Origin of the sequence: Streptomyces sp. NBC_01288 (genome assembly GCF_035982055.1) — a bacterium.
Lineage (GTDB): Bacteria > Actinomycetota > Actinomycetes > Streptomycetales > Streptomycetaceae > Streptomyces.
In genome coordinates this window covers 9,949,436-9,964,273 of record NZ_CP108427.1, presented here as the reverse complement: position 1 = coordinate 9,964,273, position 14,838 = coordinate 9,949,436, and the positions used below count along the sequence as shown (strand labels likewise).

The window sequence follows — 14,838 nt, the reverse complement described above, 5'->3', positions numbered from 1 at the left end:
GGGCCACGCCTGGTCCCGGAGGCTCAGGGAGTTCCGGGTTCCGCCTGGTCCCGGAGGAAGTTGCTCACCTGGTGGGCCAGGCCGTCCCGCCCCACGCCGGCGGCGACGGCCGCCTCGCACAGACCGATGCCGCCCGCCCACAGCCGCCGTTCGGTCCACTCCTCCTCCACCCGCAGCTGGACCTGTACGTCCACCTGCTTCAGGGCGGCCTCGGGACCGGCCGCGTAGACGACGGCGGTGGCGCGGCGCAGCGGATGGACGTCGAAGCCCTCGATGAACTGCGAGCTGCGCCAGTCGATGAAGGCACTCTCGCCGTCCGGGCCGACCCTGACGTCGATCTGGCCGTCCTCCAGGTGGATGCCGTAGTGCCGCGCGCCGCGGTTCTCGACGGTGACACGGAGCGTGAAGTAGGTCAGCCCTTCGGCCGCGTCGTCGCGTCCGCGTGGCGGCTCGGCGGCGGCCAGGCTGTGGACGCGGACACGCAGACCGGCGTGTTCGTCGTACTCCTGCCAGTCCCCGACCACGTTCGGCTCGTACACGGTGCACCCTCTCGACCTCAGAGAGCTGCTTCCTATCTGTGTGCTCAGCGCACTGTCAAATGAGCAGAATGCGCTGTGGCCAGCGTTTTCGACCGCTTGATCACTGATCAAGCCGTGCGCAGGAAGAATTCGCTTTCCGGCCGTCGAATCCTGGTCAGGAGCGTGCCGCACATCACGTCCCGGACAAGATCAGCGGGCGAGCCGTCCGAGCAACGAGGAGGCGGCCGCGATGCCCAGTGCGGCGGCCACCAGCAACACGGCGAAGTCGGTGCCCACATGGGACGGGGTGCCGAGCAGCAGCCCGCGCAGCGCGTCCACTTCGTAGCTCAGCGGGTTCACCTTGCTCACCGCCTGGAGCCATCCCGGCATGATCGCCACCGGGTAGAGGGCGTTGGACCCGAAGAACAGCGGCATGGTGATCGCCTGGCCGAAACCCATCAGCCGGTCCCTGCTGAGCACGATGCCGGCGATGGTCATCGACAGACAGGAGAAGAAGGCCGAGCCGAGGATCACGATCGCCCCGACGCCGATCAGCTTCAGCGGGTTCCAGGTCAGCGCGACTCCGAGGACCGCCGCGATGACGATCACGACGACGGCCTGGATCAGCGACTTCACCCCGGCCGCGAAGGCCTTGCCGGTGATCAGCGCCGAGCGCGGGGTGGGGGTGACGAGGAGCTTGTTGAGGATGCCCGCGTCGCGTTCCCAGATGATCTGGATGCCGTAGAAGATGGCGATGAACATCGCGGACTGGGCGATGATGCCCGGGGCGAGGTAGTCGATGTAGGGGATGCCGCCGGTCGGTATCGCCTTGATGCGGGTGAAGGTCTGGCCGAAGATCAGCAGCCACAGGGCGGGTTGGACGGCGCGGGTGTACAACTCGGTGCGGTCGTGGCGGAGTTTCTGGAGTTCGACCGCGCACATCGCGATGACGCGGGCCGGAATCAGTCGCCAGCCGGACCGGGGTCGGGGCGGGGTCAGGAGAAGGTTCAGGTCGTTCTCAAGGGCTGGGTCAGCCGACGCGGTTCGCGGTGCGGCGGGTGCTTCGGACATCGCGGAAACCTCCTGACTGGTCTTCGAGACCGCTGCCGGCTATGTCCCGGAAGACGTCCTCAAGGGTGGGCAGCGGATCGGTGGCGGGCGCTCCGTCGGCGCGGCGGCGTTCGCCGAGCCCTTCGCGGAGCTGCTCGGGGGTGCCCAGGGCGCGGATGCGGCCGCGGTGCATGAGGCCGACGCGGTCGCAGTACTGGTCGGCCTCGTCCATGTAGTGGGTGGTGACCAGGACGGTCATGCCGGTGGCCTCACGTACGGCGTTGATGTGTTCCCACACGCTGGTGCGGGCGATCGGGTCGAGGCCGATGGTGGGCTCGTCGAGGATGAGCAGGCGGGGCGCGCTGACCAGGGCCTGCGCGAGTTCGAGGCGGCGGACCATGCCGCCGGAGTAGGTGTTGGCGAGCCGGTCGGCGGCGTCGGTGAGGTCGACCGCCCGTAGCGCCTGGGCGACGCGTGCGGCGCGTTCTTTGCGCGGGACGTCGAAGACGCGGGCGAAGAGAGCGACGTTCTCGCGGCCGGTGAGCCCGCTGTCGGCGGACAGTTGCTGCGGGACGTAGCCGAGCATGCGGCGCACCGACATCTGTTCCTTGGCCGTGTCGTGGCCGAAGACGTGGACCATGCCCGCCGGGACCGGCAGGAGGGTGGTGATACAGCGGATGGCCGTGGTTTTTCCGGCGCCGTTGGGGCCGAGCAGTCCGAAGACCTCGCCCTCCCCCACGGACAGGTCGAGCCCGTCGACCGCGGTCGTCTCGCCGAAGGAATAGGCGAGCCGGGTGCAGCTGACGGCCGCGGACCGCCCGGCGGCGGTCACGGTGGCAGTGGCGGTGTCTATGTCGGTGTCGCTGTCCGGCGTCATGACTCCTCGGCCTCCTCGTGCAGGTTGACGGCCAGTTGGCGCAGGGCCGGGAGCGCCGCGCGCAGCGCGTCCCGGTCCGCCTGGTCGAGACGGTCCACCTGGCCGCGGACGAGAGCCGCGCGCCGCGCGTGCCAGTCGCTGAGGCGGGTCTTGGCCGTCTCGGTGAGCTGGAGGCGGGCGGCCCGCCGGTCGGCGGGGTCCGTCTCGCGGATCATGAAGCCGTCCCGGACGAGCTGGTTGACGAGCGTCGACACCGAGTTGCTCGCGAGGAACAGCTCCTTGGCCGCGTCCGAGATGCCGATGCCGGGCCGGACCTCGACCAGGCGCAGCAGCTCCACGTCGGCGCCGCGCAGTCGCGGCATGGTCATCTCGCTGCGCAGTCGCCTGCGGATCAGCCGCTGGACACCGACGAGCGCGTCGGCCAGCTCTTCCGGGAAGTTCTCCGTCTCCACACTCGGAGATTACCTCTTTAGCAGAGGTAACTAACCCAAAAGGATGGTCAAGACACCTGCTCGGGAGGCAGCGGGACCGGTTCCGGTTGGACACTGGTGGAGACCGGTGGCCGCCGGTCCACGAGATCGGAACGCGACTGCCATGAACCACGACTGGAAACCGTCCTCCGGAGAACCGGACTCCGTCTCCACCCGTTCGGTGTTCGGCGCCCCCTGCTGGGTGAGTCTCACGAGCCGCGACGTGGAGAGCACGGAGGCCTTCTACGAGGCCGTCTTCGGCTGGAAGTGGCGCTCCGCCAGCCTCGGTGAGCGCTTCCGGATCGCCACGGCGAACGACATCCCGGTGGCCGGTCTGGCCGCGGTGGCCTCGATGTGGCAGGTCGCGGTGGCGTGGACGCCGTACTTCGCCGTACCCGACGCGGATGTGGCCGCGGCCCGGGTCCGGGAGCGCGGCGGCACGGTCGCCGTGGGACCCCTCTCCTTCCCGCCCGGCCGCGCTGCTCTGCTCGGCGACCGGGACGGCGCGACCTTCGGCATCTGGGAGGGCGATCTCGTCCGCGGCTGGGAGACCTGGCGCCGTTCGGCCCCCGCCTTCGTCCGGCTGCGCACCCGCGACGCCTTCGACGCGGCGATCTTCTACGGCGAGGTCCTCGACTGGGCCTCGGCGGACCCGGCGAGCTGCGACGTGCAGTACGAGGGCGGCGAGGTCGTCCTGCGCAGCGGCGGGAACGTGGTGGCCCGCATCGAGTCGGGCGCCCTGGAGGCGGCCCCCGACCCGACCGTCCGCCCGCACTGGCAGGTCCACTTCTCGGTCTCGGACATCAGGTCCTGCGCCCGGGTCGCCGAGGCGCACGGCGGCAGCATCCTGCGGGAGAGCACCACCGAGGCCGTCCTGCGCGACCCCGACGGCGCCCGCTTCACGGTCACCTCCCGCGACGCCCCCTGACCCTGCCCTCCTCCCGGGCGGGCCGCGACAACAGCACGAGACTGCGCGCCGCTACGGCCATCTCGGTGCCGGCCTTGTGTTCCGTCTCGTCCGGGGTGCCCTGCGGCTCGGCGGTGTCGATCAGGGTCGTCCAGCGCTCGCCGTAGGCGACGTCGGGCAGGCGAAAGTCGACGGGCTCCCAGTAGCTGTTCAGCAGGAGCAGGAACGAGTCGTCGACGACGGGCCCGCCGTGCGGGTCGCGTTCGGCGATGGCGTCACCGTTGAGGAACACGCCCACGCAGTGCGCGTCGGAGCGCTGCCAGTCCAGGTCGGCCATCTCGCGCGCGTCGGGCAGCAGCCACACCAGGTCGGGCAACGGCTGACCCGCGTGCACGGCGGTCTCACCGCGGAAGAACCGCCGCCGCCTCAGCACCGGATGCGCGGCGCGCAGCCCGATGACGTACCGCGTGAAGTCGGCGAGTTCCCGCTGCTCGTCGGTCAACTCCCAGTCGATCCAGGAGACTTCGTTGTCCTGGCAGTAGGCGTTGTTGTTGCCGCCTTGGCTGCGGCCCAGTTCGTCGCCGTAGCCGAGCATGGGGATGCCCTGCGAAAGGAGCAGCGTGGCAAGGAAGTTGCGCTGCTGACGCGCGCGCAACTCAAGCACGGCCGGGTCGTCGGTCTCGCCCTCGACCCCGCAGTTCCAGGACCGGTTGGTGCTCTCACCGTCCCGATTCCCTTCCCCGTTGGCCTCGTTGTGCTTGTCGTTGTACGAGACGAGGTCGCGCAGGGTCAACCCGTCGTGCGCGGTGACGAAGTTGACGCTGGCACGCGGACGCCTACGGCTGTGCTGGTACAGGTCGGAGGAGCCGGTGAGCCGGGACGCGAACTCGCCGAGCGTGTGCTCGCCGCCCCGCCAGAAGTCCCGTACGGCGTCACGGTACTTGCCGTTCCACTCCGACCACAGGGGCGGGAAGTTGCCCACCTGGTAGCCGCCCTCGCCCACGTCCCACGGCTCGGCGATGAGCTTGACGCGGCTGATCACCGGGTCCTGCTGGATGAGGTCGAAGAAGGCCGACAGCCGGTCCACCTCGTGGAACTGCCGGGCCAGCGTGGCCGCGAGGTCGAAGCGGAAGCCGTCGACATGCATCTCGGTGACCCAGTAGCGCAGCGAGTCCATGATGAGTTGCAGGACGTAGGGGTGCCGCATCAGCAGGCTGTTCCCGGTGCCCGTCGTGTCGTAGTAGTGGCCCCAGTCACCGTCCACCAGGCGGTAGTAGGAGGCGTTGTCGATGCCCCGGAAGGACAGGGTGGGGCCCTTCTCGTTGCCCTCGGCGGTGTGGTTGTAGACGACGTCGAGGATGACTTCGAGCCCGGCCGCGTGCAGCGCCTTCACCATGGACTTGAACTCGGTGACCTGGCGCCCGCGTTCGCGGTGTGCGGCGTAGGCGTTGTGGGGCGCGAAGAAGCCGATGGTGTTGTAGCCCCAGTAGTTGGACAGGCCCCGGTCCTGGAGCACGCCGTCCTGCACGAACTGGTGCACCGGCATCAACTCGACGGCGGTCACCCCGAGTTGGACGAGATGCTCGACGACCGCCGGATGCGCGAGTCCCGCGTACGTCCCCCGGAGTTCCTCGGGGACCTCCGGGTGGGTGCGGGTCAGCCCCTTCACATGGGCCTCGTAGATCACGGTGTCGGCGTACGAGCGCCGGGGCGGGCGGTCGTCGCCCCAGTCGAAGGCCGGGTCGGTGACCACGCCGAGCATGCCGTGCCCGGCGCTGTCCCCGGGGGCGGGTCCGGCAGAACGCTCGTACAGCGAGGGGTCGTTGTCGATCTGGCCGTCCACCGCCCGGGCGTACGGATCGAGGAGCAGTTTCGCCGGGTTGCAGCGATGTCCGACGGCCGGAGCCCACGGACCGTGCACCCGGTAGCCGTAGCGCTGACCCGGCCCGACGCCCGGCAGATAGCAGTGCCACACGAATCCGTCGGCCTCGGTGAGGCGAATGTCGCGGTGTCGGCCGTCGTCGCCGACGAGGACGAGGTCGACGCGTTCGGCGACCTCGCTGAACAGGGCGAAGTTGGTGCCCGTCCCGTCGTATGCGGCCCCCAAGGGAAAGGGGTGCCCGTTCCAGACGGGCACCCCTTTCCGGGACGGGCTCGCGGTCACTTGGCGTCCTCCAGGACGCCGTGTGCCGGGCGGGCCGGCAGGGCGGCCGGTACCTCGCGGGGAAGCTGGAGCATCTCCCGCAGGCGCGGCGCGGGTGTCCTGGGGACCCGGGGGACGCGTTCGCCGCTGCGGGCGCGCTGCGAGAACCAGATGACCTTGCTTCCGGTGTCGGTGGCGCAGCAGCCCCAGCCGTCGCTCATCACGGCGATGCGGGCCAGGCAGGCGCGCAGGTCCTGGTCCGGGCGCAGATCGCGGTCGTTGTCGCCGATGGCGGTGATCAGGTGCTGGCCGTTCCACCACAGCTCTATCGACGTGTGCTTGTCCGTGGCGTGCTCGTCGATGGCCCGCAGCAGCAGCTCGGCGCCGCGGCAGACGGGCTCCACGAGAGTCTCCAGGTCCCAGAGTCGGAGGTGGGCGGCCAGGATGCGCCTGACCTGCCCGACCCGTTCCTGGCTGACGTCCACATCGAGGTGGTAGTAGCAGGGCACTGCGGTCTTCATCGTCGTTGGCTCCCTACCGGCGAAGCTCACGCTTCCCCTCGCCCTGCGGGGCCGGGGCCCCGAACACGAAGCGTGAGCAATGATCGCTTCTGAGTCAGCTCCAGAGTGCGAGCGCTAGGCCATTCGTGCAACACGAGCGACGGGTGAGGTAGTTGAAGAGCCAACAAGACGCTGGGTCATCACCTGTGCACCATGAGTGAAAGCCTCGACTGCCGTGACGGAGCCATGCCGCTCCGGGTACGGCCGCCACCCGACGGTCGGGAACCGCGGTCCGCCGAGGCGAAAGGTGAACAGCGCCATGCTGCTACCCGCAAAAGCCGAAGTGGCCCGCCAACTGCGGCGCTACCGGGCGTGGGAACGCGTGATGCTCGCATCGCCGGGCGACCGGACGGTACGGGCCACCTTCGAGGACTCGGGCTACACCTTGTGCGTGCTGATGGGGAAACGCTGCGCGCGCGAGGCCGCGGAAGCCGCCGAACGCTTTCTGCGCGGCGGCCAAGGCACGTACCAGCAGGAGCAGAACGCCCGCCCGCGTACGGCGGCCGTCGTGCACCGCGGGCCGCCCGTCGCGGTCGATCAGCGTTCCCCGGCGGGAAGGTAGTCCCCCTTCCGGCGCAGCTTGCACCCACGGCCCGGCGAACAGCCCGGCCTCCGGCACGACGGAGGTGAGACCCATGAACGCGACCCCGGCAGCCATCGGCCGCATTCCGGTACGTGACGTACGCCCGTCCGTGGACAGCGGCGCGCGCCCGGCGAAGGCGGTGGTCGGCGAGACGTTCCAGGTCACCGCCACCGTCTTCCGCGAGGGCCACGACACGATCGGCGCCGACGTCGTGCTCTACGACCCGGACGGCCGCCCGGGTCCCTGGACCCCGATGCGCGAACTCGCCCCCGGCAGCGACCGCTGGGGCGCCGAGGTCACCCCGACCGCGACAGGCCGTTGGTCCTACGTCGTGGAGGCCTGGGGCGACCCCATCGCGACCTGGCGCCGGGCCGCCCGCATCAAGATCCCGGCCGGCATCGACATCGGCCTGATGCTGGAGGAGGGCGCGGAGCTGTACGCCCGAGCCGCCAACGGGGTCCCCGAGGGACCGGCCCGCGCCACGATGCTGGCCGCCGCGGAGACGTTGCGCGACGACACGCTGCCGGTGGGAACGCGGTTCGTGGCCGCGTTGACTCCGAGTGTGGACGGGGTGCTGGAGCGGTATCCGTTGCGGGAGTTGGTGACGGTCTCCGATCCCAGGTCTCTGGTGGTCGAGCGGGAGCGGGCGTTGTACGGCGCCTGGTACGAGTTCTTCCCGCGCTCCGAGGGCACTGCGGCCCAGCCACACGGCACCTTCCGCACGGCGGCGAAACGCCTGGACGGCATCGCGGCGATGGGCTTCGACGTCGTCTACCTGCCCCCGATCCACCCCATCGGGAGCACCTTCCGCAAGGGCCCGAACAACACCCTCTCCGCAGGCCGTGAGGATGTCGGCGTCCCGTGGGCGATCGGCTCCCCCGAGGGCGGGCACGACGCGATCCATCCGCAGCTGGGCACGCTGGAGGACTTCGACGCGTTCGTCGCGCGGGCCGCCGAGCTGGGCATGGAGATCGCGCTCGACTTCGCGCTCCAGTGCTCCCCTGACCATCCGTGGGTGGAGAAGCACCCGGAGTGGTTCCACCACCGCCCCGACGGGACGATCGCGTACGCGGAGAACCCGCCGAAGAAGTACCAGGACATCTACCCGATCGCCTTCGACCGCGACCTGGACGGACTGATCACCGAGACCGTCCGCGTGCTGCGGCACTGGATGGACCACGGGGTACGGATCTTCCGCGTGGACAACCCGCACACCAAGCCGGTCGTGTTCTGGGAACGGGTGATCGCCGAGATCAACGGCACCGACCCGGACATCATCTTCCTGGCCGAGGCCTTCACCCGTCCCGCGATGATGGCCACGCTCGCGCAGGTCGGTTTCCAGCAGTCGTACACCTACTTCACCTGGCGCAACACGAAGCAGGAACTCACCGAGTACCTGAGCGAGTTGTCCGGCGAGGCGGCTGCCTACATGCGGCCGAACTTTTTCGTGAACACCCCGGACATCCTGCACGAGTTCCTCCAGGACGGCGGCCGCCCGGCCTTCGAACTGCGCGCGGTACTCGCCGCCACCCTCGCCCCGACATGGGGTGTCTACAGTGGCTACGAACTAGGTGAGAACGCCGCTCTCCGGCCGGGGAGCGAGGAGTATCTCGACTCGGAGAAGTACCAACTCCGCCCGCGTGACTGGGAGTCCGCCGAGCGGGAAGGACGTAGCATCGCGCCATTGCTGGGCGAGCTCAACGACATCCGGCGCCGTCACCCCTCGCTGCACCAGCTCAGGAATCTCCGCTTCCACCGGACGGACAACGACGCGCTGATCGCGTACAGCAAGACCACGGGTGTGGACACGGTTCTGGTGGTCGTCAACCTGGATCCGCACCATACCCAGGAGGCCACGGTCTCGTTGGACATGCCGCAACTCGGCCTGGAATCAAACGAATCCATGTCGGTGTACGACGAACTGACGGGTGAGTCCTATCAGTGGGGCAGGACCAACTATGTGCGTCTCGAACCCGGCCGGGCTCCCGCGCACGTGTTCCACGTCCGGCGGTCCACAGAGAGCGGAGGGTCAAGAGCTTCATGACTGTCAACGAACCGGTCCACGACACCTTCGAGGACACTCCCGCCAAGGACCGGGACCCCGAGTGGTTCAAACGCGCCGTCTTCTACGAGGTCCTGGTCCGCTCCTTCCAGGACAGCAACGGCGACGGCGTCGGTGACCTCAAGGGCATCACCGCCAAACTCGACTACCTCCAGTGGCTCGGCGTCGACTGCCTCTGGCTGCCACCGTTCTTCAAATCCCCCCTGCGCGACGGCGGTTACGACGTCTCGGACTACACCGCCGTACTCCCCGAATTCGGCGACCTCGCCGACTTCGTCGAGTTCGTCGACTCCGCCCACCAACGCGGCATGCGCGTCATCATCGACTTCGTCATGAACCACACCAGCGACCAGCACCCGTGGTTCCAGGAGTCCCGCAAAGACCCCGACGGCCCCTACGGCGACTACTACATGTGGGCCGACGACGACAAGCAGTACCCCGACGCCCGCATCATCTTCGTCGACACCGAAGCCTCCAACTGGACCTTCGACCCCGTCCGCAAGCAGTACTTCTGGCACCGCTTCTTCTCCCACCAACCGGACCTCAACTACGAGAACCCGGCCGTCCAGGAGGAGATCCTGGCCGCCCTCCGCTTCTGGCTGGACCTCGGCATCGACGGCTTCCGCCTCGATGCCGTCCCCTATCTCTATGCGGCCGAGGGCACCAACTGCGAGAACCTGCCCGCCAGTCACGACTTCCTGAAGCGCGTCCGCCGCGAGATCGACGCGATGTATCCGGACACCGTGCTGCTGGCGGAGGCGAACCAGTGGCCCGAGGACGTCGTCGACTACTTCGGCGATTACCAGAACGGCGGGGACGAGTGCCACATGGCATTCCACTTCCCCGTCATGCCCCGCATCTTCATGGCCGTACGCCGAGAGTCCCGCTACCCCGTGTCGGAAATTCTCGCCAAGACCCCGTCGATTCCCACGGGTTGTCAGTGGGGCATCTTCCTGCGCAACCACGACGAGTTGACCCTGGAAATGGTCACCGACGAGGAACGCGACTACATGTGGGCCGAGTACGCCAAGGACCCCCGCATGCGCGCCAACATCGGCATCCGGCGACGCCTCGCAACCCTGCTGGACAACGACCGCAACCAGATCGAACTCTTCACCGCCCTGCTTCTCTCGCTCCCCGGCTCGCCGATCCTCTACTACGGCGACGAGATCGGCATGGGCGACAACATCTGGCTCGGTGACCGCGACGCCGTCCGCACCCCGATGCAGTGGACCCCCGACCGGAACGCGGGCTTCTCGTCCTGCGACCCGGGGCGACTCTTCCTGCCGGCCATCATGGACCCCGTCTACGGCTATCAAGTCACCAACGTCGAGGCGTCGATGTCTTCGCCCTCCTCGCTGCTGCACTGGACCCGCCGCATGATCGAGATCCGCAAGCAGAACCCGGCGTTCGGCCTCGGCTCGTACACGGAGCTCCAGTCGTCGAACCCGGCGGTGATCGCGTTCCTGCGCGAGTACGAGGACGACCTCGTCCTGTGTGTGCACAACTTCTCCCGGTTCGCGCAGCCCACCATGCTCGATCTGCGGGAGTTCGACGGCCGGCATCCCGTGGAGCTGATCGGCGGGGTGCGGTTCCCGGCCATCGGTGAACTGCCGTATCTGCTGACGCTCGCGGGGCACGGCTTCTACTGGTTCCGGCTCCCGCGAGCCGCTCCCCGCATCGGCCGACGACTTTGAGGATGTGCCGGCGAAAGGACGCGTCACCATGCCGAAGACCGCACCGCTTCGACTGAGCAGCCCCGGCGTCGACCGGCCTCCGGCCACGCTCGCCGGGCTGCTGCGCGAATGGCTGCCCGGGCAGCGCTGGTTCGCCGGCAAGGACCGGCCGGTGGCCGACCTCGATGTGCTGTCCACGACCGAACTCTTCCCGGGCTGCCTGCACTTGCTGGTCCACGCCTCGCATACGCCGGTGCCCTCGCCGGGCGGCACTCCCCCGCCCGGCGACTGCTATCAACTCCTGCTCGGCGTACGGGAACACGTCTCCCCGCGCCTCGCCCGGGCCTACATCGGCCGGGTGCAGGAAGGTCCGTTGGCCGGGCTCGCGGTCTACGACGCGCTCCAGGATCCGCGGTCGGCGGAGCTGTTGCTGGAGCGGTTGCGGCACCCGGGTGCGACGGGTCCCCTGCGCTTCGAGGCGGACCCGTCGGCGTCCGTGCCCGCCGGACTCACGCCTCGGCTGCTGGGTGCCGAACAGTCCAACTCCTCGCTGGTGTACGGCGATCGGTTCATCCTGAAGGTGTTCCGGCGTATCCAGCCCGGCGTCAATCCGGACCTGGAGCTGCCGGGAGCGCTGGCCGCGCAGGGCTGCAAGCGGGTCCCGGCGCCGGTGGCGTGGTTCCGGACGGCGGAGCCGCGGGCCGCGACGCTGGGTGTGCTCCAGCCGTTCCTTCCGGACGCCTCCGACGGCTGGGCTCTCGCACTGCGCGCACTCGCCACCGGCGACGAATTCACCACCGAGGCCCATGAGTTGGGGCAGGCCACCGCGGATATCCATCTCGCGCTGGCCGCGGCCTTTCCGTCCGGCGGCCACCCTCTCGCCGAGAACGACCGTACGGCGGCGGCCATGACCGAGCACCTGGAGGCGGCCGCGCACTCGGTGCCCGCGCTACGGCCGTTCGTGCCGGGGCTGCGGACCGCGTTCGGGGCGCTCGTCGGCCGGGATGCCGGGCCGCCCGCCCAGCGCATCCACGGCGATCTGCACCTCGGGCAGGTGCTGCGGGCCGGCCGCGACTGGTTCGTCATCGACTTCGAGGGCGAGCCGTCCAAGCCGCTCGCGGAACGCCGCAGCGCGCAGTCCCCGGTGCGGGACATCGCCGGCATGCTGCGGTCCTTCGACTACGCGGCCCGGCAGCGCCGGCCCTGGCGCCCGGAGTGGGCGCGCCGCTGCCGGGATGCCTTCTGCGCGGGCTACGCGGCCCGGGCCGGCTGGGACCCCCGCACCAAGCACGCCCTGCTGCGCGCGTACGAGACGGACCGCGCCGTGTATGAAGTGCTGTACGAGGCCAGACACCGTCCGGACTGGCTTCCCGTACCCATGGCGGCGATCGAGCGACTCGCCGTCCGAGGAGGCTGAACTCCGTGGCCCTGCGCGACACTTCACCTCAGGAGACGGGCGGTCCGTCCACACCCGGCGACGCGGAGACGGGCGAACCGACCGGGCCCGCCGCACCGGACGCCTACGGCCCGGCCGTACCCGGCTTGCCGGAGACCGCCGACCGGACCGTGACCGAAGCACCGGAGACGAACGTCCCGCCCGCGACCGCCGGCCCGGCAACGGGTGAACCGAGCGGACCCGCCACACCGGACGCCTCCAGCCCGGCCCTACCCAGCCCACCGGAGACCACCGACCGGACCATGACCGAAGCGCCCGAGACGAACGGCTCACCCACGACCGCCGGCCCGGCGTACGAGGACCCGCCCGCGACCGCCTCCCCGTCCTCAGCCGCCTCACCCTCGACCGTTCCGGTCCCCCTGGGCGCGGGCGGTTCCACGGCAGCCTCTCCGCCGGCCCCCGCCGACCGCGACCGTCTCCTCGCCGGCGCCCACCACGACCCGCACGCGCTGCTCGGCGCGCATCCGGTGCCGGGCGGGATCGCCTTCCGGGCGCTGCGTCCGTACGCCCGTGCCGTGAGCGTCCTGATCGACGGGACGCGCAGCCCGCTCACCTCGGAGGGCGGCGGCCTCTTCTCCGGCGTGCTCCCGCTCGACCGACTCCCCGCGTACACGCTGCTGGTGTCGTACACGGAGGGCGACGAGCACGAGGTCCACGACCCGTACGCCTTCCTGCCCGCCCTCGGTGAACTCGACCTGCACCTCATCAAGGAGGGGCGGCACGAGGAGCTGTGGAAGGCGCTCGGCGCGGAGCCGATGACGCACGGCGGGGTGACCGGCACCCGCTTCACCGTGTGGGCGCCGAACGCCCAAGGGGTGCGCGTCGCCGGGGAGTTCAGCTCCTGGGACGGTACGGCCTTCCCAATGCGCTCGCTCGGTTCGTCGGGCGTGTGGGAGCTGTTCCTGCCGGGTGTGGGCGAGGAAGCCCGCTACAAGTTCGAGATCACCTCGCGGAACGGCGAGCGCTTCCTCAAGGCCGACCCGATGGCCCGCCGTACGGAGGTGCCGCCCGCCACGGCGTCCATCGTGACGGCCTCGCACTACGAGTGGGGCGACGAGGACTGGCTCGCGCGGCGGACGGAAACCCCGGTCCACGAGGCGCCCTTCTCGGTCTACGAGGTCCATCTCGCCTCCTGGCGCCAGGGCTTGACGTACCGTCAGCTCGCCGTCGAACTCCCCGCCTACGTGAACGAACTGGGCTTCACCCACGTCGAGTTCATGCCGGTGACCGAGCACCCCTTCGGCGGTTCCTGGGGCTACCAGGTAACCGGCTTCTACGCGCCGACCTCCCGCATGGGCACCCCGGACGACTTCAAGTTCCTCGTCGACGCATGCCACCAGGCCGGTATCGGCGTGATCATGGACTGGGTTCCGGCGCACTTCCCGAAGGACGACTGGGCGTTGGCCCGGTTCGACGGGGAGCCGCTGTACGAACCCGGGGACGCGCGGCGGGCCGAGCATCCGGACTGGGGGACGTACGAGTTCGACCTCGGGCGCACCGAGGTCCGCAACTTCCTTGTGGCGAACGCCGTCTACTGGTGCCAGGAGTTCCACATCGACGGCCTGCGCGTCGACGCGGTCGCCTCGATGCTCTACCTCGACTACTCGCGCGACTCGGGCCAGTGGACCCCGAACGTCCATGGCGGGCGCGAGGACCTGGACGCGATGGCCTTCCTCCAGGAGATGAACGCGACCGTGTACCGCAGGGTGCCCGGTGTCGTGACGATCGCCGAGGAGTCGACCGCCTGGGACGGAGTGACGCGGCCGACCGACACCGGCGGTCTCGGCTTCGGGTTCAAGTGGAACATGGGCTGGATGCACGACTCGCTCGACTACATGTCGCACGAGCCCGTGCACCGCAGGTTCCACCACAACGAGATGACGTTCTCCATGGTGTACGCGTACAGCGAGAACTACGTCCTCCCGATCTCCCACGACGAAGTAGTCCACGGGAAGCGGTCGTTGGTGTCGAAGATGCCGGGCGACTGGTGGCAGCAGCGCGCCGACCACCGCGCGTATCTGGGATTCATGTGGGCCCACCCCGGCAAGCAACTCCTCTTCATGGGCCAGGAGTTCGCCCAGGGCGCGGAGTGGTCCGAATCCCACGGCCCGGACTGGTGGCTCCTCGACCCGGCCTACGACGCGGCCCCGGACCACCGGGGCGTCCAGGACCTCGTCCGTGACCTCAACACCGCCTACCGCGCGACCCCCGCCCTCTGGCAGCGCGACACCGACCCCGGCGGCTTCCGATGGGTGATGGGCGACGCGGACGAGGACAACGTCTTCGCGTTCCTGAGGTTCGACGCGGAGGGCTCACCGCTCCTCGCCGTCAGCAACTTCTCCCCCGTCGTGCGCCATGGCTACCGCCTCGCTGTCTCCGACGAGATCCCCGCCTGGCAGGAGACCCTCAACACGGACTCCGCGCTCTACGGCGGCAGCGATGTCAGGAACCCCGACCCGGTCAAACCGGAGGACGGCCATATCCGGCTCACGCTCCCGCCCCTCGCGACGGTGTGGCTGACACCGGGGTGACATCC

At 69.6% G+C, this 14,838-nt stretch carries 12 protein-coding genes; 6 read left to right on the top strand and 6 right to left on the bottom strand.

Features of this window, described 5'->3' with window-relative positions; genetic code table 11:
• Nucleotides 1-23 precede the first annotated feature (23 nt).
• The 4 genes from OG194_RS44810 to OG194_RS44795 all read right to left on the bottom strand — a co-directional run bounded on the left by OG194_RS44810 (nt 24) and on the right by OG194_RS44795 (nt 2,897).
• Nucleotides 24-539: a hypothetical protein gene (locus OG194_RS44810; RefSeq protein ID WP_327406465.1), complete on the bottom strand. Its 516-nt coding sequence runs from the start codon at nt 537-539 to the stop codon at nt 24-26.
• Nucleotides 540-728: 189 nt separating this feature from the next.
• Entirely contained in the window at nt 729-1,589 is an 861-nt protein-coding gene (locus OG194_RS44805; protein ID WP_327406464.1) for an ABC transporter permease, read from the bottom strand.
• The gene (locus tag OG194_RS44800) at nt 1,549-2,445 is read right to left on the bottom strand and encodes an ATP-binding cassette domain-containing protein (RefSeq protein WP_327406463.1); all 897 of its coding nucleotides are present in this window, start codon (nt 2,443-2,445) and stop codon (nt 1,549-1,551) included. The genes OG194_RS44805 and OG194_RS44800 overlap by 41 nt, the downstream gene beginning before the upstream one ends.
• Nucleotides 2,442-2,897 carry a MarR family winged helix-turn-helix transcriptional regulator gene (locus OG194_RS44795; protein WP_327406462.1) on the bottom strand — a complete coding sequence of 152 codons (456 nt, stop codon included), beginning with the start codon at nt 2,895-2,897 and terminating at the stop codon, nt 2,442-2,444. Before OG194_RS44795 ends, OG194_RS44800 begins: the two co-directional genes overlap by 4 nt.
• Nucleotides 2,898-3,039: 142 nt before the next feature.
• Between OG194_RS44795 and OG194_RS44790 the strand changes: the two genes are divergently transcribed.
• Nucleotides 3,040-3,843, top strand: a complete 804-nt coding sequence (locus OG194_RS44790) for a VOC family protein (RefSeq protein WP_327406461.1) — start codon at nt 3,040-3,042, stop codon at nt 3,841-3,843.
• On the opposite strand, the gene glgX is transcribed toward OG194_RS44790, so the two are convergent.
• Entirely contained in the window at nt 3,821-5,959 is a 2,139-nt protein-coding gene (glgX, locus tag OG194_RS44785) for a glycogen debranching protein GlgX (RefSeq protein WP_442811830.1), read from the bottom strand. The two genes, OG194_RS44790 and glgX, sit on opposite strands and share 23 nt — an antisense overlap.
• A gap of 23 nt (nt 5,960-5,982) precedes the next feature.
• Nucleotides 5,983-6,486, bottom strand: coding sequence for a pep a2 (locus tag OG194_RS44780; RefSeq protein WP_327406459.1), 504 nt, complete (start codon nt 6,484-6,486; stop codon nt 5,983-5,985).
• A 298-nt stretch (nt 6,487-6,784) separates the two neighbouring features.
• Between OG194_RS44780 and OG194_RS44775 the strand changes: the two genes are divergently transcribed.
• From OG194_RS44775 to glgB, 5 genes are all read left to right on the top strand, one after another.
• A complete protein-coding gene (locus tag OG194_RS44775) occupies nt 6,785-7,087 on the top strand; it encodes a DUF5133 domain-containing protein (protein WP_327406458.1) in 303 nt (100 codons plus the stop codon).
• Nucleotides 7,088-7,160: 73 nt separating this feature from the next.
• A complete protein-coding gene (locus tag OG194_RS44770) occupies nt 7,161-9,152 on the top strand; it encodes an alpha-1,4-glucan--maltose-1-phosphate maltosyltransferase (protein WP_327406457.1) in 1,992 nt (663 codons plus the stop codon).
• Complete coding sequence (gene treS / locus OG194_RS44765) at nt 9,149-10,867, top strand: maltose alpha-D-glucosyltransferase (RefSeq protein WP_327406456.1); 1,719 nt, start codon at nt 9,149-9,151, stop codon at nt 10,865-10,867. The genes OG194_RS44770 and treS overlap by 4 nt, the downstream gene beginning before the upstream one ends.
• A gap of 28 nt (nt 10,868-10,895) precedes the next feature.
• A complete protein-coding gene (locus tag OG194_RS44760) occupies nt 10,896-12,263 on the top strand; it encodes a maltokinase N-terminal cap-like domain-containing protein (RefSeq protein WP_327406455.1) in 1,368 nt (455 codons plus the stop codon).
• 5 nt (nt 12,264-12,268) lie between these two features.
• The gene (gene glgB / locus OG194_RS44755) at nt 12,269-14,833 is read left to right on the top strand and encodes a 1,4-alpha-glucan branching enzyme (RefSeq protein WP_327406454.1); all 2,565 of its coding nucleotides are present in this window, start codon (nt 12,269-12,271) and stop codon (nt 14,831-14,833) included.
• Nucleotides 14,834-14,838 lie beyond the last annotated feature (5 nt).

Coding starts and splice junctions, on each gene's coding strand:
- OG194_RS44775 (WP_327406458.1), top strand. CDS start 6,785: ATGCTGCTACCCGCAAAAGCCGAAGTGGCCCGCCAACTGCGGCGCTAC.
- OG194_RS44780 (WP_327406459.1), bottom strand. CDS start 6,486: ATGAAGACCGCAGTGCCCTGCTACTACCACCTCGATGTGGACGTCAGC.
- OG194_RS44760 (WP_327406455.1), top strand. CDS start 10,896: ATGCCGAAGACCGCACCGCTTCGACTGAGCAGCCCCGGCGTCGACCGG.
- OG194_RS44805 (WP_327406464.1), bottom strand. CDS start 1,589: ATGTCCGAAGCACCCGCCGCACCGCGAACCGCGTCGGCTGACCCAGCC.
- OG194_RS44770 (WP_327406457.1), top strand. CDS start 7,161: ATGAACGCGACCCCGGCAGCCATCGGCCGCATTCCGGTACGTGACGTA.
- OG194_RS44790 (WP_327406461.1), top strand. CDS start 3,040: ATGAACCACGACTGGAAACCGTCCTCCGGAGAACCGGACTCCGTCTCC.
- treS (WP_327406456.1), top strand. CDS start 9,149: ATGACTGTCAACGAACCGGTCCACGACACCTTCGAGGACACTCCCGCC.
- OG194_RS44800 (WP_327406463.1), bottom strand. CDS start 2,445: ATGACGCCGGACAGCGACACCGACATAGACACCGCCACTGCCACCGTG.